Below are 20803 nucleotides of genomic sequence, written 5' to 3' on the forward strand. Positions count from 1 at the left end.
CACGCTCAGGCAAAGATCGCGACCATCACGGCGGTGATCGCAATCAGCACGATCCCGATATAGCGATAGTTCTGCCAGGCGGGGATCTCCTTCAGTTCATCGCTTTCCTCATCCCAGAAGCGGCGCGACCAGGTAAGCTCATCAAGATCGGTATCGCCGGTTTCGGTGCGCAGGCTGACCACGACAAAGAGCGCCGCGCTGAACAGCAGCATGAGACCCGCGGCATAAAGGAACTGGATCTGGAAGACCTCCAGCACCTGACCGAGCATGAAGGCGATGATCCCCACCGGCACGCCGATGGCGAGCGTCCAGAAGGCGGCATCCGCCGTCCCGCCCCGCCAGAACAGGCCGCCCAGAAAGACCACGACCACCGGCATGGTCAGATGCCCGAGGAACGACTGGAAATACTCGACGATATTGCCGAACATCCCGATCATCGGCGCCCAGAGCGCGGCAATCACCATCAGCCCCGCCACCGCCGCCCGGCTGAGCCACAGGAGCCGCGCCTCATCCATGTCCTTTTTCCGGGTCTTGACGAAGTCGTTGATGATCATCGAGGCCGACCCGTTCAGCACGGAGTCGAGCGTCGACATCAGCGCCGCGATCAGCGCCGCCAGCGCAAGCCCCCGGATGCCCACCGGAAGGAAATCGAAGACCAGCGCCGGCCAGATATGATCCGGGTCCTCCAGATCGGGAAAGAACTCCCGCCCCATCATGCCCGGCATGATCAGGATAAAGAGGAACGGAAGCTGCAGCGCCCCCGCCAATAGCACCCCCCAGCGGCCGTGGTTGGTGTCACGCGCCGCCAGCACCTTTTGCACCACCACATGGTTCGCGATCCAGTAATAGAGCCCGAGCCACAACACCCCCGTCAGGATACCGGGCGCAGGCAGGAAATCATCATCGGCGGGTTTGAAGAGGGTAAAGCCCCCCTCGGGCGCGGCGTTGCGGATCGCCTCCCATGACCCCATCTCTCGGAACAGCATGAAAAAGATCACCGTGCCGACGATCAGCAGCAGCACCGCCTGCACCGTGTCGGTGATCATCACCGCCCGCAATCCGCCAAGGATCACATAACCGCCCGCCAGAACCGCGATCACGACGACCAGAAACCACAACGAATATTCGGGAAAGAGCAACTGAAGCGTCAGCGCCCCGGCAAAGAGCGCACCCGCACTGTCGATGAAGATCGCCGTGACGACCGAAAAGCCGGAAAAGACATAGCGCGTGCGGCGGCTGTAACGCTTTTCCAGAAACTCCGGCATCGTTTCCACCTTGGACCGCAGGTAGAACGGCAGGATGAAGACGGCAAAGAAGACCAGAACGACCGTCGCGATCCATTCGTAGTTCCAGACCGCGATCCCGTCGTCATAGCCCGCGCCGGCAAGCCCGACATAGGAGGTCCCGGAAAGGTTCGCGGACATGAGCGAGAGGCCGATGATCGGCCAGATCGCCCCGCGCCCGCCCAGAAAGAACCCGCCGGAATCCTTTTGCTGGCGCCCGATATAGATCCCCAGCCCGAGGATGCCGAGGATGTAGATCACGACGATGACCAGATCGAGCGTCGTCACCTCAAAATCGGGCATGGCTTTCTCCCTTCCGCTCACGCTTTCGTGTGAAACGTCACGAAAGAACAAGCGGTTCCACGGAATGCACAATCAGTGGGCGAACCATGTCTCGCCGCGCGCGACATGGCTGCGCGGCACGGGCCACGGCGGCGTCATCGCGGGCCGAGCATCCGCGCCAGCATCCCGTCATGGGCGTCAAGGCCCGCGGCCCAGTTCGCCGCCGGATCGGTCAGGTTCTGCCCGGTCTCCGGGGCCGAAAGCCCCTCCGGCGCAAGGTCATGGCGCGCCACCCATTCCGCCGCCGCACCGGAACCGAGGGCGGGCCAGGCGCGGTCGGTGTAATCGGGCGGGTGCGTGAAGCTGCCCGCGATCTCTTCCAGAAGGACCGAGGCGGCGGCCTCGGCCTGGGTCAGGGCGATCTGTGCGGATCGCGGGGCACCGGTCGCCGCCAGATCACCAAGGACAAAGACGCGTGGGTCGGCCTCGGCCTGCAATGTCCAGGGGCTTGCCGGCACGCGGCCGGCGCCATCGGCAAGCGCCGCCACCACCGGCCCTGCCCGCTGGGCCGGGACGACGTTGCAGACATCGACCGGGATGACCTCCTCGCCCAAGCGAACCTCCATCGCCTCGGGGCGCACGGCGAAATCGGTCGTGTGGACGCGTTCCAGCATCCCCTCGGGCAGCGCCTGCCACCGTTCGGCATAGCCATCGGCAAGCGGACGCTCCGCCACCGGGTCGATCAGCAGCACCTTCGCGCCCGGGTTGGTCTGCGCCAGCCCCTGCGCCACCAGCGTCACCCGTTCGAGCACCGCGAGATCGCCCCGGCTGCCCATGGGCGGCGCGATCATGCAGAACGTGCCCCCTTGGCGCATTGCCGCGATCTGATCGGCCAAAAGCCGCACCTGCGCGCCCCCGCGCCAGGCATGGGGCATCACGCCCTGATAGCTCGGCTCCCACCCCGGAACCGAGGCCGCGTCGAACTCGACCCCCGCCGCCAGCACCAGACGGTCCCAGCCAAGCGCGCCACCGGCCGCCAGCCGCACCTCCGTCGTGGCGAGGTCGACCGGCAGCGCCCAGTCATGGATCACCGTGATGCCGAGCGCCGACAGCGGGCCATAACCGGCGCCGCGCAGCGCCCGGTCGTCTATCCCCGTCAGGGCGAGGTTCGAAAGGAAAGCCGGCTGATAGAGCCGCCCGGGCTCAAGCAGCACGATCTCGGCGCCGCCCGTCGCGTTCAGGGCAAGGGTCCGCGCAAAGGCTGCCCCGCCCGCGCCGCCACCGATCACCAGAACGCGCAGCGGCGCCTGCCCGACAACCGGCGGTGCCGCCAGAGCCGCGATGCCGCCCGCCAGAACTGCCCGCCGCCCGATCATGCGCCGTCCCCTTCCGGTCAGATGACTTTTCGAATGCCCGCTTCAGAATGCGCGTTTCTGATCTGCCCTTCCCGTCCGAGACCTTCCAGAACTGGCCATCCGGGGCGGGAATTCCGGCCCGGCCCCCGCGATTGGGCCGCGTCAGGCGCCGCTCAGATCTCCTCGACGATCACCAGATCGCGTTCGGACGCGCCGCGCGCAAACCCCAGCGCCTCCTGATAGCGCGGCGAGTTGTAGCATTCGAGCGCCGCCTCCATGCTCGGGAAACGCGCCACGACGTTGCGGGGGCGGTCATTGCCCTCGAGCTGCTGATAGCGCCCGCCGCGCGCCAGAAAGACGCCGCCATGGGCCGCAATCGCCTCGGTCGCGATGGCGGCATATTTGCCATAGGCTTCGGCATCGGACACATGCACATGGGCGATCCAGAGCGCGGTCATGCCAGCGCCCCGATCACGGCGCTTGCCGCCTTGATCGCCTCATCCGCACGGGCCGGATCGGCGCCGCCCGCCTGCGCCATGTCGGGCCGCCCGCCACCACCCTTGCCGCCAAGTTCTGCGGCCGCCGCCTTGACCAGATCGACCGCCGACAGCCGCCCCGTCAGATCGGCCGTCACACCCGCCGCAACCGCGGCTTTGCCGCCGGTATCGGCCACAAGCAGCACGGCGCCCGAACCGAGCCGCGCCTTCATCTCATCGATCAGGGCGGGCAGGTCCTTGCCCGACACGCCCGCAATCGCCTGCGCCAGGAACCGCACGCCGTTGATCTCGACCGGTTCAGGCCCGCGCCCACCGCCGCCGCCCACTGCAAGCTCGCGCCGCAGCTGCGCCAGTTCATTCTGCAGCGCGCGCCGCTCCTCCATCAGAGAACGGACCCGGTCGGCAAGCTCGGCGGGCTGCGCCTTGAGAACGCCCGCGACCTCGGACAATTGCCGCGCCTGTTCGGCGAGATGGGCAAGCGCCCCCTCGCCCGTCAGCGCCTCGATCCGCCGCACCCCCGAGGAGGACGCACTGTCGCCGAGGAGGATGCAGAGGCCGATATCACCCGTCCGCGCCACATGGGTGCCGCCGCAAAGCTCGATCGAATAGGTGCGGCCATCGACGCCCTTGCCCGAGGCATCCTGGCCCATCGAGACGACCCGCACCTCATCGCCGTATTTCTCGCCAAAGAGCGCCTGCGCGCCGATGCCGCGCGCCTCATCCGGGGTCATGATGCGGGTGACGACGGGGCTGTTCTGGCGGATGAAGGCGTTCACCTCATCCTCCACCCGGCGCAGTTCATCAGGGGTCATCGCCTTGGAATGGCTGAAATCAAAGCGCAGCCGGTCCGGCGCGTTGAGCGAGCCGCGCTGCGCCACGTGATCGCCAAGCGCCCGGCGCAGCGCCTCATGCAGAAGATGCGTGGCCGAGTGGTTGGCGCGGATCGCGCTGCGGCGGCTGTGATCGACCTCCAGCTCGGCGCCCTGCCCGGGGGTGATACGGCCCTCCGTCACCTCGGCGATATGGACAAACACACCTTGCGCCTTTTTGGTATCGGTGATGCGCGCCACGCCGGTTTCCGAGCGCAAGAGCCCCGTATCTCCGACCTGCCCGCCGGATTCCGCATAGAACGGCGTCTGGTTCAGCACGATCTGCACCGTATCGCCTGCCGCGGCCGCATCGACCGCCGCCCCGTCGCGCACCAGTGCCAGCACCTGTCCCTCGGCGCGCTCCGTGTCATAGCCGAGAAATTCCGTCGCGCCATGCTCTTCGGCCAGATCGAACCAGATCGCGGCCTCTTTCGTCTCACCGGACCCGGCCCAGGCGGCGCGCGCCTTGGCCTTCTGCTCGGCCATCGCGGTGTCGAACCCTTCGGCATCGACCGTGCGGCCCTTTTCACGCAGGGCATCCTGCGTCAGGTCGAGCGGGAAGCCATAAGTGTCATAGAGCCGGAAGGCGGTCTCGCCCGGAAGGGCCGCGCCTTCGGGCAGTTGCGAAAGCTCGTCATCCAGAAGCCGCAGCCCCCGGTCGAGCGTCTGGCGAAAGCGCGTCTCCTCCAGCCGCAGGGTTTCCTCGATCAGCGCCTGCGCGCGCGACAGTTCAGGATAGGCAGCGCCCATCTGCCGCACCAGCGCCGGCACCAGACGGTGCATCACCGGATCCTGCGCGCCGAGCTGATGGGCATGACGCATCGCGCGCCGCATGATCCGCCGCAGCACATAACCGCGCCCTTCGTTCGAGGGCATCACCCCGTCCGCGATCAGGAACGAGGTCGAGCGCAGGTGATCGGCGATCACCCGGTGATGGATGCGGCCCGGCCCGTCGGGATCTGCGCTGGTCGCGTGCGCGGAGGCCTCGATGAGGCTGCGCATGAGGTCGGTGTCGTAATTGTCGTGCTTGCCCTGCAGCAGGGCGCCGATCCGCTCCAGCCCCATGCCTGTGTCGATCGAGGGGCGCGGCAATTCGGTCCGGCTGCCGTCCTCATACTGTTCGAACTGCATGAAGACGAGGTTCCAGATCTCGATGAACCGGTCGCCATCCTCCTCCGGGCTGCCGGGCGGGCCGCCCCAGATATGATCGCCGTGATCGAAGAAAATTTCGGTGCAGGGGCCGCAGGGGCCGGTCGGGCCCATCATCCAGAAGTTGTCGTTGGTGGGGATGCGGATGATCCGTTCATCCGGCAGGCCCGCGGCCTTTTTCCAGATATCCGCGGCCTCGTCGTCCGTATGATAGACGGTGACCAGCAGGCGGTCCTTGGGGATGCCGAATTCCTTGGTGATCAGTTCCCAGGCAAAGGGGATCGCGTCGGACTTGAAGTAGTCGCCGAAGCTGAAATTCCCCAGCATTTCAAAGAAGGTATGGTGGCGCGCGGTGTATCCGACATTATCAAGGTCGTTATGCTTGCCGCCGGCGCGAACGCATTTCTGGGCCGTGGTGGCGCGGGAATAGTCGCGCTGTTCGACGCCCGTGAAGACGTTCTTGAACTGCACCATGCCCGAATTGGTGAACATGAGCGTCGGGTCGTTGCGCGGCACCAGGGGCGAGCTGTCCACCACCGCGTGCCCCTGCCGGGCGAAATAATCGAGGAAGGTAGAGCGGATATCGTTGAGCGTGGGCATGAAAGGCCTCCGGCAGGTGCGTTCGGTCCCCTCGTTTAGCGGCAGCGGGTTGCACTGTCCACTGCCGCTGTTGGACCGCGGAAAAGTCCGACCGCCGCAGGATTCGAGCGCGTCATTCGGGGAAGTGGCAGCGAGGCCCCGTATAGCCGTATAAGCGCCGCTTGAGCGGGTTCCGCCCGGAAGGCGCGGCAACAGCGGAGGGTCAGTGCCGGGGCGGGCCGGACAGGTCCGCCCACAGTTCGTTCATCACACAGTCTGTCATCACCTCGCGTTGCGACTGTTGACTCAGCCCGCCCTAGCGGCATCGCCATGCGTTTTCGAGGGCGACGCATCGACCCGCACGAGGCACCAGATACCGTTCCGGACGGGCGACAGCGCACTGCACCCGCTCCGGACCGCGGAGCGTCGCCGCCCGACCCTGCGCAGACCCGGTTAGTCAGGCCGGTCCGTCGTCAGGATCGGCACCAGCATCCCCGCACCGCGCGCAGACCCGATCAGTCGTCCACCACGTCCTCGCCTTCGCTCACGTGGAAATCGAGCCCATGCGAGCTGCGGATCTTGTCCTCGATCGACATCGCGACGGCCGGGTTGGCCTTTAGGAAGTTCTTGGCGTTTTCCCGGCCCTGGCCGATCCGCTCATCGCCATAGGAATACCAGGACCCGGATTTCTCGACCACGCCGGCCTTCACGCCGAGGTCGATCATCTCGCCGGTCTTCGAAATCCCTTCGCCATACATGATGTCGAATTCGACCTGCTTGAAGGGCGGCGCAACCTTGTTCTTGACCACCTTCACCCGCGTGGCGTTTCCAACCACCTCATCCCGGTCCTTGACGGAACCGATGCGGCGGATGTCGAGCCGCACGGAGGCGTAGAACTTGAGCGCGTTGCCGCCGGTCGTCGTCTCGGGGCTGCCGAACATGACGCCGATCTTCATGCGGATCTGGTTGATGAAGATGACCATGCAGTTCGACCGGCTGATCGAAGCGGTGAGCTTGCGCATCGCCTGGCTCATCAGACGGGCCTGGCTGCCCATCTGCATGTCGCCCATGTCGCCCTCGATCTCGGACTTCGGCGTCAGCGCCGCGACCGAGTCGACGACGACAAGGCTGACCGCGCCCGAGCGGACGAGCGTATCGACGATCTCGAGCGCCTGTTCGCCGGTATCCGGCTGGCTGATCAGCAGCTCATCGAGGTTCACGCCAAGCTTTTTCGCATATTGCGGATCAAGCGCGTGTTCGGCATCGACAAAGGCGCAGACCCCGCCTTTTTTCTGTTCTTCCGCAACGACATGCAGGGTCAGCGTCGTCTTGCCCGAGCTTTCGGGGCCGAAGATCTCGATGATCCGGCCCTTGGGCAACCCGCCGATGCCGAGCGCGATGTCGAGGCCGAGGGAACCCGTCGAGGTCGCCTCGATCTCGGCGACCGGGTTGTCGGCGCCGAGCCGCATGATCGACCCTTTCCCGAACTGCCGTTCGATCTGCGCCAAAGCGCTGTCGAGCGCCTTTTGCCGGTCGGAGGTCCGTTTGTCCGTCATGTCGAGTAAGCTCAAGGTTGCCACAGGTTCACCCCTTGTTTCATAGCCCGCGCACAGGCGCAATCCAGCTTTTGTTCCTGCCTTGTTCACGTTATGCGCCCAAAACGGGAACATTGCAAGCGTCGTCCTCTGCCGATCAGACGCGCTGATGGTTAAGAAGTGGTTTACGTCGACGCCGCTTCGCAGCATTCTGCGCCCGACGATTTGCAAGAGGTTGGAATGCTTGTTTTTTGGAATGAGAGGCTGGTTTTCCTCGCCACGCCCAAGACGGGGTCCACAGCCATTGAGGTGGCGCTCGAATCCCTCGCCACCGTGTCAATCCAGCGCCCGCCCGAACTCAAGCATTCCCCGGCCACGCCCTATCAGCGGTTTCTGCGCCCCTATCTGAACAGGGCCTCTTCGGCGCAGTTCGAGGCCGTCGCGTTGATGCGCGAACCGGTCGACTGGCTGGGCAGCTGGTATCGCTTCCGGCGGCGGGACGCCGTGGCAAACCAGCCCAACAGCACGCGCGATCTCAGCTTTTCGGACTTCGTGGAAGCCTATTTGCGGCCCGAACGTCCACCCTTCGCGAATGTGGGTGCGCAATCGACCTTTCTGTGCAGGGACGGCGTTCTGGGTGTTGATCGTCTGTTCCGCTACGAAGATATCGACAGTTTCGTGAACTTCCTCGAAGAGCGGCTGAATTGCGAGGTCATCCTGCCCCGGCTCAATGTCTCGCCGAAAGGCGATCTTACGCTGGACACGGAACTGCGGGCGCGGCTGCAGGAGGCGCTAAGCGCGGATTACGCGCTCTATGATGCGATCCCGCAGACCGATCCCTCGCCCGTCAGCTGAGGAGGGACTGCACCGTCTCGGTCAGCTTGTTGAGCGAGAAAGGCTTTTGCAGGAATACGGAGTTCGGGATGCGGGCCTGGGCCTCGCTGAAACCGTCCTCGGCATAGCCTGACATGAAGATCACCTTGACGTCAGGGCGCACCTCGCGCGCCTGCCGCACCCAGCCTGGTCCGTCGAGCCCGGGCATGATGACGTCGCTGAGAATCAGGTCGACCGACAGGTCAGGATTGTCAAGCAAGGCCAGCGCCTCTTCACCGCTTTCTGCCTCAAGAGTGGTATAGCCGCGCAACCGGAGCGCCCGGGCGGCAAATGCTCGGACGGGGGCCTCATCTTCAACCAGAAGGACGATACCTGTTCCGGGCCCAAGGGCGGGGGGTGAGGGCTCGGGCGCACGTTGGGGCAACGTGCCCTCATGCGCAGGCAGGTAAAGCGAAAAGGTCGTGCCCACCCCGGGCGTGCTGTCGGCAAAGATGAAGCCTCCGGTCTGCTTGACGATCCCGTAGGCGGTGGACAGACCCAGCCCCGTCCCCTCGCCCGCCCGTTTCGTCGTAAAGAACGGCTCGAATATCTTGCCGATGACCTCGGGCGGGATGCCCTGACCCTCATCCTTGATACGGATCACCACATAGCGCCCCGCCGGCACCATCGTCCGATCCCGTGAGATCGGGGCCAAGAGGTCCTCATTCCTGGCCTCGATCCGGATCTCGCCGCCCGCAGGCATGGCATCACGGGCATTGACGACAAGATTCATCAGGACCTGCTCCAACTGGCGCGGATCGGCCCGGATCAGGTCCAGTTCCGCCGGCTGGGCAACGACAAGACGCACCCGTTCCCCGACCAGCCGGTTCAGCAGATGCCCCAGGTCGGTCAGCGAGTCGCGCAGGTCGATAAGTTGCAACTGAAGCGTCTGCTTGCGGGAAAACGCCAGAAGCTGTCCTACAAGGCTCGCCGCGCGGTTCGCGTTCTGGTGGATCTGCACCAGATCGGGGTAATCCGGGTCGCCCTTGTCATGCCGCAGGAGCAGGAGGTCGCAATGACCGCTGATCGCGGTCAGGAGGTTGTTGAAATCATGCGCGACGCCCCCGGCAAGCTGGCCGATCGCGTGCATCTTCTGGCTCTGGACGAACTGCGCCTCCAGCGTCTTGAGTTCGGTTGCATCGTGGAGAAGGGCGAACAACTCGTTTCCGGAAGGGCACGGCATAAGACGCAGCGTGACCTGAAGATAGCTCACCGGCGTTGCATGGACGGCGCGCACGACTTCGGGACGGGCCACTGTGCGACCGGCCGCGCAATCGCCGATCCAGTCCGAGACCGAACGCCCCAGCCCATCCACCAGATCGCCCAGCCGCGCCCCCTGGGAAGGTGTGTGATGCAGCAGTTCCCGTGCGAGGCGGTTCGCGCCGAGAACGATCCCGTGATCCGTCAGTCGCAAGAGCCCGACCGGAAACTCCTCAAAGCTGAGCGGCGCAGGAAGGCAGGTTGTGCCATTCCTGGTTGCCCGCTCGGCAATGGGTTCGGGTGCCGGAAGAAAGAACACCTCTTGCCGGCCCGCGGCGATCTCACAAGCGGCGAAGACATGCGGCACCTGGCCACGGGCGGTTTCGATCATCGCGACGTCACCCGCGACGACCCCGGGTGGCAGGAGTTCGTCAAGCTGCGTCGCCTCGCGCCCCAGAAGATTGCGCATCGCCCGGTTCATGCTGAGCACCTTGCCCCGCGCATTGACGATGAGCCGGGGAAGGCTGACCGGTTCGGCGGTCCGGGCCGCAAGATCCCCCGCCGTTTCGTCGAAGCGCCACAGAAAGCCCCCCGTGATCCGGTGGACCGAGAGGCGCGCGGTTCCTGCGCGGGTGCTCAGTTCCTCACGCGCGGCGCCTTCGGCGGCCGCCTGACGCTGCAGTCGGTAGATCGTCGAGGACGGGCTTGCAAAATGCCCCTCCAGCCGTTGGAGCAGCGTCGTTTCCCGGCCCGGGCCACCCTCGCCGCCGCCAAACCGGGCCACGGCCGCGGCGTTCTGGTAGTGCAGGCGCCCCATGGCATCGGTGGTGAAGGCGGGAATCGCGTCGCAGGCCACCACCGCCGCCACCTGGCGTCGCAACCGCCGTTCCCGCATCCGCCGGGCCAGCGCCGCGAGATGCACCCCCCCCATTGCCAGCAACAGCCCGGCCGCGAGCAGCAGACAGGCGATCGACAGGCGCGGATCGAGCGTCAGGACTGCGACCGCAACCAGAAACGCCACGAGCGGCAGCAGCCAGAGCGGATGCAGCGCCGACCTTCCGAGCCGCATCAGCCGGGGAAAAGTCAGCGCACGGGGTTCAAGGGCAGCTTCGGGCAAGATTACCTCCGACCGGGAATCGCAGGCCCATAGCGCCAGAAAAGGGTTAATCACTTGCTAAGCACGAAGGGCCCGGCAAGAAAACGCAGTTTCACCCCAAAATGCAACCTAAGATTGTATCCCCGTCCTCCGCAGGACTGCGCAATAGAACCCGTCGCCGCCGTCAAGCGGGGTAAAGCGACGCTCTGCCAGAACCTCCCACCCCTCATGGCGGTCCCGAAATGCCGCGATCTGCGCCGCATTCTCCTCTTGCAAGAGCGAGCAGGTCGCATAGGCGAGCCAGCCGGCAGGCGCCACCATTTCCGACGCCGTATCAAGGATCTGCGCCTGTATCTTCAGAAGCTCCGTCAACCTCTCGGAGGTGAGGTTCCACTTGGCCTCGGGGCTGCGCCGCCAGCTTCCGGAGCCGCTGCAGGGCACGTCGAGCAGCACCAGATCATAGGGCGCCGCACGGCGCACCGCCGCGGTCGTCATGGGCCGGATATTCGCACCCGCACGGGCCGCGCGGGCGGGCAGGTCGCGCATCCGCGCCGGATCGGCGTCATGGGCGTCGACCGAAATCGCGGCACGCGCGGCCATCGCCAGCGATTTCCCCCCGCCCCCGGCGCAATAATCGAGCACGCGCTGCCCGTCGCCAAGCGGCAGCATTTCAACCACTGCCTGGGACGCGGCGTCCTGAAGCTCGGCCAGTCCGCTCGTAAAAGTGACAGACGACTGGATGCGGCGCGCGCCTTCGGTCACCTCGATCGCCGTTCGGGCGAGCGGATGGGGCCGGGCCGCAATGCCCTCGGGCGCAAGCGCCGCGATCACGTCGTCGCGCGTGGCGCGCAGCAGGTTCGCGCGCAGAAAGACCGGCGCCCGGTCGCGCAGGGCCTGCAGAACCGGCGCTGTGTCCGCGCCGAGGCTGTCCTGAAACCGCGGCAACAGCCAGTCGGGACAGTCGAGCGCCTCGGCCTCGGACATCCCGGGGATTGGATGAGCGGCCTCCTCAGCCGTCAGGGGCTCTGGCGCGTGGCCCGCCCCGGTAAAGACCGCCGCCGCATCCTGCCCCGACGCCCGGAGCGAACCGAGCATCAGGCCGCGCCCCGAGATCGCGCCGCCAAGCGCGGCATAGGACCGCCGCCGCCGCACCGCATCGAACACATGGTCACGGATCGCGGCACGGTCACCCGACCCGGCATAGCGGTTTTCCCGCCCCCAGGTCGTCAGCGCCTTTTCCAGCGGCTCGCCGCCAAGCCAACGGTCGAGCAGGCCGATGGCGGCGGCAATGCGGGCCGCAGGCGTCACGCGGCCCCGGCGGGTTGCAGGCGGAATCCGGACCCTTCGCGCGAGACGCGGTTGAAGGCCGGGTGCAGGAAATGCCCGCCGGTAAAAAGCAGATCATCCGCCGCCAGCATGTCGAGCATCCTGCGACGTGCCGCCCGCGCGGCCTCGGCATCAAGGTCAAAGACGACGCCGATCTCGGGGTCAGGAAGCTGAAGCGCCTGCGCATGAACGATGTCACCCGCATGGATCAGCGTCTGACCGTCCGAGTCGAGCCGCCAGCCGGAATGGCCCGGCGTGTGCCCGGGCAGAGGCAGGCCGGTGAGCCCCGGCGCGATCTCGGCCTCGGGCGCCAGCACCACCAGACGGTCGGCATAGGCGTCAAGCACCGCCTGAGCGAGGTTCTGCCAGTCTCGCAACTGCTGGTCGGCGGCGGCAAAATAGCTGTTCTGCAACCAGAAATCCCGCTCGGCCGACAGAACCGCAAGTTCGGCGTTGGGGAAGGCCGCGCGCCCCTCCGCGTCGATCATCCCGGCGATGTGGTCGGGGTGAAGATGGGTCGCAAAGATGCGGTCGATATCGGCCGGCGCGGCGCCCGCCTCGGCCAGTGCCTTGGGCAGGTTGCCGCAATCGGGGCCAAAGAGATCGCGTGGCCCCGCATCTACCAGAACGGTCCGGCCGCCTTCGCGGATCAGGACCGCGTTGAAATTCGTGCGGGTCACGCCGCTTTCGGGCGGCGCCTCGCCGGTGCCGAGCCCTGCTTCGGGAAAAACCTGTGCCGGAAAGGCAATCGCGCCATCGGTCAGGATCGTGACCTCGGTCGAGCCGATCTGATGTGTCACGGTCAGTGCCATGCCTCTTCTCCTCTTCTTGACGTCCCGGGCAAAGCTAGGCCCCCCGGGACGAAAATCGAGTTCCCCTAACCCAGCCGGTAGTTCGGGCTTTCGCGGGTGATCTGCACGTCGTGCACATGGCTTTCCTTGAGGCCCGCACCGGTGATCCGCACGAAGTTGCAGTTCTTCCGCATCTCGGCCACGGTGGCGCAGCCGGTATAGCCCATCGCCGCGCGCAGCCCCCCCACCAGCTGATGCAGCACAGCGCCGGCAGATCCTTTATAGGGCACCTGCCCCTCGATCCCTTCGGGCACCAGCTTGTCGCTTGCCGCGTCCTTCTGGAAATAGCGGTCGGCGGACCCCCGCGCCATCGCGCCAAGGCTGCCCATGCCACGATAGGATTTGAAGCTGCGGCCCTGATAGAGGATCACCTCGCCGGGGCTTTCATCCGTGCCCGCGATCATGCTGCCAACCATCGCGCAAGAGGCCCCGGCGGCAATTGCCTTGGCGAAATCGCCCGAATACTTGATGCCGCCATCCGCGATGACCGGCGTATCCCCGGCGGCACCGGCCGCATCCATGATCGCCGTCAGCTGAGGCACGCCGACACCCGCGACGATCCGCGTGGTGCAGATCGAGCCGGGCCCGATGCCCACCTTGACCGCATCCGCACCCGCCGCGATCAGCGCGCGCGTCGCATCCGCCGTCGCGACGTTGCCCGCCACCACCTGCACCGAGTTCGAGAGCGACTTGACCCGTTCCACCGCGCGCGCGACGCCTTCGGAATGGCCGTGGGCGGTGTCGATCACGATCAGGTCGCACCCCGCCTCGATCAGCGCCTGGCTGCGATCGAACCCGGCATCACCCACCGTCGTCGCCGCCGCCACCCGCAGGCGGCCCAGGTCGTCCTTGCAGGCATTGGGGTTCAGCACCGCCTTTTCCGTGTCCTTCAGCGTCAGAAGGCCCGTCAGCTTGCCCTGCCCGTCCGTCACCAAGAGCTTTTCGATGCGCCGCGCCTTCATCAGGCTTTTCGCCTCGTCGAGATCCGCGGGTTCATGCAGAATGGCGAGGTTTTCCGAAGTCATCATCACCCGCACCGGCGTCCGGTCATCGCTTGCAAAGCGCATGTCGCGGTTGGTGACGATACCGACGACGCGACCGGCCTCATCCACCACCGGAAAGCCCGTGACGTTGTAGCGATCCTGCAGGGCCTTGGCATCGGCAAGCGTCTGGTCGGGCCGCAGCGTAATGGGGGAATAGACGATGCCGCTTTCGAACCGCTTGACCCGGCGCACCTCGCGCGCCTGCGCCTCGATATCGAGGTTGCGGTGGATCACCCCCATGCCGCCCGCCTGCGCCATCGCGATCGCCATCCGCCCCTCGGTCACCGTGTCCATCGCCGAGGACAGAAGCGGGATGTTCAGCCGGATCGAGCGGGTGACGAAGGTGGTCGTATCCGCCTCGGACGGCAGGACAGAGCTTGCCGCGGGAACCAGCAGAACGTCATCGAAGGTAAGCGCCTCGCGAATCTCCATGGGGGTCTCCTTGGGAGTTTTCGTTTGGCGCTTCCCTATTTCACGGGTCCGGGGAAATGCAAAGCCCCTTTGAGCGCATTGCACCCTTGCGCCCGCGCCGCGGCCCTGTAGCGTGGCGCCAAAAAGCAGGGAGACGGCAATGAGCCATGGATATGAAAGCGGGCGGCTGAACCTGCCGTTCGTCGGCATCTCGACCTTCGGAAAGCGCCCCTACCAGCCCGACTGGGACCGGCTGGAGGCCGATGTGGCGGTGCTGGGCGCGCCCTTCGATTTCGGAACGCAGTTCCGGGCCGGGGCGCGGTTCGGTCCCCGCGCGGTGCGCGAAGCCTCGACGCTCTTCAGCTTTGGCCATGCGGGCGCATACGACCACGAGGACGACTGCACCTATCTGGGCAGCGACGTCCGGATCGTCGATATCGGGGATGCCGATATCGTTCACACCGACACGATGAAAAGCCACGCGAATATCGAGGCGGGCGTCCGGGCGATCCTGCGGGCGGGGGCCCTGCCGGTGGTGATCGGGGGCGACCATTCCGTCAACATCCCCTGCATCAACGCCTATGAGGATCAGGGCGAGATCCATATCCTTCAGATCGACGCGCATCTGGATTTCGTCGATGAACGCCACGGCGTCCGCTATGGCCATGGCAACCCGATGCGCCGCGCCGCCGAAAAGCCCTGGGTCACCGGCATTTCCCATTACGGCATCCGCAACGTAAGCTCCACCGCGCGCGAGGGATATGAGGCCGCCCGCGCGATGGGCGGCGATATCCTCTCGGTCCGCCAGATCCGCGCGATGGGCGTACGAGAGGCGGCCGCCCGCCTGCCGGAGGGCGCGAGGGTCTATGTCACCCTCGATATCGACGGGTTCTGCCCCTCTATCGCGCCGGGAACGGGGACGCCCAGCCATGGCGGGTTTCTCTATTACGAGGTGCTGGAGCTTTTGCAGGAGGTCGCCAACCGGCATGAAATCGTGGGCATCGATCTGGTCGAGGTTGCGCCGGATTACGACCATACCGGCGGCACGGCGATCCTAGCGGCGCAGGTGTTGCTGAACCTCTTGGGCTTTGTCTTTCACGCGCGGGGTCAGCGCGGCGTCTGAGGCTGCCGGACGAAGCGCCGCCCTTCACCGTCTGCACCTCGCCCGATCAGGCCGGGGCGAGAAAACCGGACCTCCGCGCCCAGGCTCTTCCCGCCCGCAAACATGTTCCACGCCCGGCGGTCAGCCCGCCCGCACCAAAAGGCAGGGTTGCCAGCGACCCAGCAAGGCCACGCCGTCACGCGGCGCGGCGCTGTTCAACTCGGCACCGATCACCTCCCACCGCCCCTCGGGGATGGTGACATGGGCCGTCGCCTCACCCAGGTTGAAGGCGCAGAGCACCTCTTCCTGCCCCGAAACGCGGCGGAAGGTCAGTACATCGCCATCCGCCGTCACATCGCGAATATCGCCCTGCATCAGCGCGTCATGAACATGGCGAAAGGCGATCGCGCGGCGATAGTGATGCAGCGGCGCCGCCGGGTCGCTTTCCTGCGCCGAAACGGCCAGCCGGTGATGTTCCAGAGTGATCGGCAACCAGGGCCGGCCGGTCGAAAACCCGGCATTGAGCGCATCAGCCTCCCATACCATGGGCGTGCGGCAGCCGTCGCGGCCCTTGAATTCCGGCCAGAACTCGATCCCGTAGGGGTCCTGCAGATCCTCATACGGGACCTCGACCTCGGGCAGGCCCAGTTCCTCACCCTGGTAAAGGCAGGCGGACCCGCGCAGGCACATGAGCAGCGTCGCAAAGGCGCGGGCCGCGGCGGGCGACAGGTCCCAGCGGCTGATGTGGCGCACCACGTCGTGGTTCGACATCGCCCAGCACGCCCAGCCCTCACCGGCGACGCGCGCGACCTCGGCCATCAGACAGGCGATGCTGGAGGCGCTGGGATGATCATTGGACAAAAGCTCGAAGGCGTAGCACATGTGCATCAGGTCGTTGCCTGCTGTGTACTGCCCCATGATTTCCAGCCCCCGCTGGGCATCGCCCACCTCGCCCACGGCGGCGGCGTCATAGGGGGCCATCACCGCCCGCAGGCGGCGCAGGAAATCGAGGTTCTCCGGCTGGTTCTTGTCGTAAAGATGTTCCTGATGGTTATAGGGATTCACCATCGGCGCGATCTTGTCATTGCGCCGTTCAGGCGCAAGCGGCGGGTTGCTGCGCAGCTGCTTGTCATGGACATAGAAGTTGATCGTATCCAGCCGGAAGCCGTTCACCCCCCGCTCCAGCCAGAACCGGGCCACGTTGAGCAGCGCCTCCTGCACCTCGGGTTCGTGAAAGTTCAGGTCGGGCTGCGAGGTCAGGAAGTTGTGCATGTAATACTGGCAGCGCCGGCTGTCCCAGTGCCAGGCCGACCCCCCGAACATCGAGAGCCAGTTGTTCGGCGGCGTGCCGTCCGGCGCGGGGTCGGCCCAGACATACCAGTTCGCCTTGGGGTTCGTCCGGTCGCGCCGACTTTCGACGAACCAGGGATGCTGATCCGAGGTATGCGACAGCACGAGGTCGATCATCACCTTGAGGCCGAGGGCGCGGGCGGTCGAGATCACCGCGTCGAAATCGGCGAGACTGCCGAACATCGGATCGACATCGCAGTAGTCGGCGACGTCATAGCCGAAATCCTTCATCGGCGAGGTAAAGAAGGGCGAGATCCAGACCGCATCGACCCCAAGGCTCGCGATATACGGGAGCCGTTCGACAATTCCGAGCAGGTCGCCCACCCCGTCGCCGTTGCTGTCCTGATAGCTGCGCGGATAGATCTGGTAGATCACCGCGCCGCGCCACCATTCCCGTTGCGCCCGGGTTCCCGTGACGGAGGTCTGGGTCATGCTGTTCATGGCGTTTCGCTCCTTCATCGCTTTGGGGAAATGCGTCGGGCCCGCATCTCCCGTTTCTGTATTGCCCCGGGGAATTCAGTGGAGGGGCGATCTGCGGCGCCTTTGATACGCCATAATGTTCCGGCCCCGCCGGCCACCGTAGGTTCCCGCCATCGCGACAGGAAGATCCTTTCTTCCGACCTGTGCGCATCGAATACGGTCTGAAAGACCGGCTGGCGGGAGTGTGAAGAGGTTCAGCGATCCGAGGCCGTCCTTTCCGCGCGCGGCGGCGGCTCCTCCGCAAGGAGTTCGGCATCGGGCGCGGGCTCCGCCTGTACGGGCGCCCCGGCTTCATCCCCGGCTCCGGTCGCCGGCGCTTTTGTGGGGTCGGGCACGGTATCGGGCGGGATGCCTGCAGGGGGGGCCGGCAGAGGCGCCCCGGCCTCTGCGGGTGGCGGCGCAGGTTCCGGGGTTGTCTGCTCCGGCGTGGGATCTGGCGTCGCGCCCGCGACGGCCACGGCGGCCTCTGACTTCGCCGCTTCCGGGGTGGTCACCCCGGCGGCGTCGCGCTGGGGTCTGGCAGTCTCGTCCGCGCCGGTCGCAGCCGCGTTCGGCCCACCCGCCTCCGATGCAGGTCGCCGGGAGCTGATGAGATCGGGAGGAGACGGATGGCCGGTACCCTGATCGGGCACCGCAGCCCCGGTTCCGGCCTTGCCGTCGGGCGCAATTTCGGCAGGCGCAGCACCCGCCACCGCGGCGCCTTTGCCAGCCTTTTGCAGTTTGGCGCGCTTGTCGCCGTCGGCCGCGCCGGCACCCTCGGGGCCGGCGGCCTCGGGCGACAGTCCTTCCGCCTGAAGGCGCAGCCCGCGCTTTTCGGCGCTGTGGATCACCGCCTGCCGCAGCCCCGGCTGTTTTTCCAGCAGGCGGCGGAACCGGGTTTCATCGAGCGCGAGCAGCGTCGAATGGCTGATTACCGTGACCTGCCCGCGCCTGCGTTGCCGCTTGAGGATGGCAAGCTGCCCGAACATCTCACCCCGCCCGAGGCGGATCTTGATCCCGGCGGTTTCGACCTCGACCGCGCCGGTGGCGATGAAATAGACCGAGCGCGGGGTTTCGCCCTTGCGCAGGATGATCTCGCCGGGTTCGGCGTAGATCGTGCGCAATACCCGGGCGAGCCGCCGGCGCGCCTTTTCGTCCATCTCGGCGAAAAGCGGGAACTGGCCCACAAGCTCGGTCTTGCGGACGGCAAGGTCGAGGCGCGGGCGCGGCTCGACCTCGGTCCGGGCGCGGGCAAGCTGCTGGCGCAGGGTCGTGTGCAGTTCCGGGCCAATCAGCCCGTCATCGCGCAGCACGTCATATTCACGTTCTTCCAGCCGCAGGGCGATCCGGCGGATGTAACGACGCTCCACCTCCTCGGCATAGCCGGGATATTGCAGCCGCAGCCCCTCCAGCGCGCTTTCGGTGCCTTCCTCGCGGCGATTGAGAAGTTCGTGCAGCAGGTCAGCCACCCGCCTTCCGTGAATCCGGCGGATCTTGCCGTCGATATACCCGTGCAGATCCTCAAGGATCATGCGCTGGTTCAAGAGGATCTCGAACCGTTCCGCCGTCAGCCGCGACAGGGGGCCGGATATGCGCAGGCGGTTGTTCAGCGCCACCGCCGTGCGGTAGCCGGGCCCATAGCCAAGCGCCTTTCGCCCGGCGATCCGGTAGCCGTTCCGCCCCTCGGTCCGCGTCGCCTCGATCAGCCGGTCGACATCCGACAGCATCCGTTCCACCAGCCGCTGCGATATCAGCTGTTGCAGGAAATGTTCGAGCACGAGGTCACGTTCCCGCCCCGCCAGCGCGATCAGCCCCAGCGTGATGCGGTCGCGGTCCAGAATCTCGGTCCCCGTCTCGGCCCGGCGCATCGCCTCATCCAGGCGCTCACCAAAGCGCTTGGCCTCGGCGCGCACGGTCTCGCGCGACAGGGCGTGGCTGCGGGCGGTTTCGGCGACATCCTCGCGCACGTTCTGAAGCGCGACGGCAATCACCTGATGCGACAGCGCGGTATCGAGCGGCGAAAGCCGGTCCAGCCCCAGTCGCCCGATCATCCAGCGCAGCGTCGTCCCCTGCGCGATGAGCGTGAAAAGCGTGAAGCCCGTGGCAAGGATACCGACAAGGCGCTGCACCTCGGCGGGCACGCGCGCGTTTTCCGTCACCGCCAGCGCCAGCGCAAGGGTCACGGCCCCGCGCAGCCCGCCCCAGAGGATCGCCTGACGGTAAGGCCGCTGCACCTGCGGTGACAACCGCACAAGGCTCAGGAGCGGGAGCACGACAAAGAGCATGAAGATCCGCGCCGCCGCCGCCGCCGCGATCACCACCACCAGGAGGCCCAGGTCGGAAAGCCGGATATCGCCCATCAGCCGCGGGATCAGCAGCGCGGCCAGCACGAAGATCAGCGCCCCCGCCCAATGCGCCAGCAGGTTCCACACCTCGCGCAGGTAGTTCCACGAGGCGGGCGACAGCCGCGCCGGCCCCACGAGGTTCAGCGTCATCCCCGCCGCAACCACCGCCACCACGCCCGACACGCCCAGCACGCGTTCGGCCAGCACATAGGTGATATAGGGCAGCGCCACGCTGACCGAGACCTGCGCAAGGTGATAGCCGCCCACGACCGACATCACCGTCACCGCGACGCGCCCCGCCAGATAGCCCGCCCCCAGGCCGCCCGCGATCAGCCAGGGAAACTGCAACAGCGCGTCCCAGATGTCCGGGTCCGGCATCCCCCGCATCACGAAGGATATGAACAGGCCAAAGAGCGCGATGGCCGCCGCGTCGTTCAGGAGGCTTTCGCCCTCGACGATGCGGGTCAGGCGTTGCGGCGCCGCGATCGAACGGAAGATGCTGACGACGGCCGAAGGATCGGTGGTCGAGACGATTGCCCCGATCAGAAGGCAGGCGGCCAGCGAGACCCCGGCGATGGGCGCAAGCGCATAGCCCACCGCAAGGGTCGCCACCACCACCGCCACGACCGCCATGGTAAGGATCGGCACCCAGTCATCCATCATCCGCCGCAGGTTCAGGCCCAGCGAGACCTGAAAAAGCAACGTCGGCAGGAAGATATAGAGAAAAACCTGCGACGTCAGCGGCAGGTTCACGATCACCGCCGCCAGCGGGTTCAGCGCATCGGTGAAATCGGTATTGAGGAAGAACGCGGCCCCGATCCCGATCACGATCCCCACGCCCGCCAGCACCACCGTATAGGGCAGCCGGAGCCGCCCCGCAGCCGGTTCGGCCAAGCCGATCACCAGAAACAGTGCGGCGACAAGGGAAACGATCAGGATGATGTCCATGTCCCGACTATAAGTCCATGTTCCACAAGAAAGAAGAGGCCCGGGCGGCGCTGAACGAACTTTGATGTCCAAAGCTGAACAACCGGCAAATATGCGCCACCTTGCCGACGGTTTTTGCGCCCCGCGCGCGGGGGGGAGGCTTGGGGATGCTTGCGCGCGATCCAGTCAAACGCGATCCTGACCTTTTGCACACGGCGCGCGGCGGGATGCGGCGTTCGGGTCAAGCGCCCGCCCGGCCCCGCGCGTTTAC

At 66.3% G+C, this 20803-nt stretch carries 12 protein-coding genes and 1 pseudogene; 2 read left to right on the top strand and 11 right to left on the bottom strand.

Annotation, left to right across the window (positions count from 1 at the left end; genetic code table 11):
* Nucleotides 1-5 precede the first annotated feature (5 nt).
* From ACFSGJ_RS07695 to recA, 5 genes are all read right to left on the bottom strand, one after another.
* Nucleotides 6-1586 (bottom strand): sodium:solute symporter family transporter, encoded by a 1581-nt coding sequence (locus tag ACFSGJ_RS07695; protein WP_390260430.1) that lies wholly within the window; start codon nucleotides 1584-1586, stop codon nucleotides 6-8.
* A 134-nt stretch (nucleotides 1587-1720) separates the two neighbouring features.
* On the bottom strand, nucleotides 1721-2941 hold the full coding sequence (locus ACFSGJ_RS07700) for an FAD-dependent oxidoreductase (RefSeq protein ID WP_390260432.1): 1221 nt from the start codon (nucleotides 2939-2941) through the stop codon (nucleotides 1721-1723).
* A 152-nt stretch (nucleotides 2942-3093) separates the two neighbouring features.
* The gene (locus ACFSGJ_RS07705) at nucleotides 3094-3378 is read right to left on the bottom strand and encodes a DUF1330 domain-containing protein (RefSeq protein WP_390260435.1); all 285 of its coding nucleotides are present in this window, start codon (nucleotides 3376-3378) and stop codon (nucleotides 3094-3096) included.
* On the bottom strand, nucleotides 3375-6035 hold the full coding sequence (gene alaS, locus ACFSGJ_RS07710) for an alanine--tRNA ligase (protein ID WP_390260437.1): 2661 nt from the start codon (nucleotides 6033-6035) through the stop codon (nucleotides 3375-3377). The genes ACFSGJ_RS07705 and alaS overlap by 4 nt, the downstream gene beginning before the upstream one ends.
* 494 nt (nucleotides 6036-6529) lie before the next feature.
* Nucleotides 6530-7594 carry a recombinase RecA gene (recA, locus tag ACFSGJ_RS07715; protein WP_390260439.1) on the bottom strand — a complete coding sequence of 355 codons (1065 nt, stop codon included), beginning with the start codon at nucleotides 7592-7594 and terminating at the stop codon, nucleotides 6530-6532.
* A gap of 195 nt (nucleotides 7595-7789) precedes the next feature.
* On the opposite strand from recA, the gene ACFSGJ_RS07720 reads away from it, so the two are divergent.
* Entirely contained in the window at nucleotides 7790-8404 is a 615-nt protein-coding gene (locus tag ACFSGJ_RS07720; protein WP_390260440.1) for a sulfotransferase family 2 domain-containing protein, read from the top strand.
* Here ACFSGJ_RS07720 and ACFSGJ_RS07725 read toward each other — a convergent pair.
* The 4 genes from ACFSGJ_RS07725 to guaB all read right to left on the bottom strand — a co-directional run bounded on the left by ACFSGJ_RS07725 (nucleotide 8397) and on the right by guaB (nucleotide 14370).
* Nucleotides 8397-10691, bottom strand: coding sequence for a hybrid sensor histidine kinase/response regulator (locus ACFSGJ_RS07725; protein ID WP_417398443.1), 2295 nt, complete (start codon nucleotides 10689-10691; stop codon nucleotides 8397-8399). The two genes, ACFSGJ_RS07720 and ACFSGJ_RS07725, sit on opposite strands and share 8 nt — an antisense overlap.
* A gap of 156 nt (nucleotides 10692-10847) precedes the next feature.
* On the bottom strand, nucleotides 10848-12026 hold the full coding sequence (locus ACFSGJ_RS07730) for an RsmB/NOP family class I SAM-dependent RNA methyltransferase (RefSeq protein WP_390260443.1): 1179 nt from the start codon (nucleotides 12024-12026) through the stop codon (nucleotides 10848-10850).
* Entirely contained in the window at nucleotides 12023-12856 is an 834-nt protein-coding gene (locus ACFSGJ_RS07735) for an MBL fold metallo-hydrolase (RefSeq protein WP_390260446.1), read from the bottom strand. Before ACFSGJ_RS07735 ends, ACFSGJ_RS07730 begins: the two co-directional genes overlap by 4 nt.
* Nucleotides 12857-12921: 65 nt before the next feature.
* Nucleotides 12922-14370, bottom strand: coding sequence for an IMP dehydrogenase (guaB, locus tag ACFSGJ_RS07740; RefSeq protein ID WP_390260449.1), 1449 nt, complete (start codon nucleotides 14368-14370; stop codon nucleotides 12922-12924).
* Between the two features lie 139 nt (nucleotides 14371-14509).
* Between guaB and speB the strand changes: the two genes are divergently transcribed.
* On the top strand, nucleotides 14510-15472 hold the full coding sequence (gene speB / locus ACFSGJ_RS07745) for an agmatinase (RefSeq protein WP_390260452.1): 963 nt from the start codon (nucleotides 14510-14512) through the stop codon (nucleotides 15470-15472).
* 120 nt (nucleotides 15473-15592) lie between these two features.
* On the opposite strand, the gene ACFSGJ_RS07750 is transcribed toward speB, so the two are convergent.
* Entirely contained in the window at nucleotides 15593-17242 is a 1650-nt protein-coding gene (locus tag ACFSGJ_RS07750; protein WP_390260453.1) for an alpha-amylase family glycosyl hydrolase, read from the bottom strand.
* 830 nt (nucleotides 17243-18072) lie between these two features.
* A pseudogene (locus ACFSGJ_RS07755) lies at nucleotides 18073-20553 on the bottom strand (cation:proton antiporter); the annotation flags it as partial.
* Nucleotides 20554-20803 lie beyond the last annotated feature (250 nt).

This window comes from Halodurantibacterium flavum, assembly GCF_042681825.1.
Lineage (GTDB): Bacteria > Pseudomonadota > Alphaproteobacteria > Rhodobacterales > Rhodobacteraceae > Halodurantibacterium > Halodurantibacterium flavum.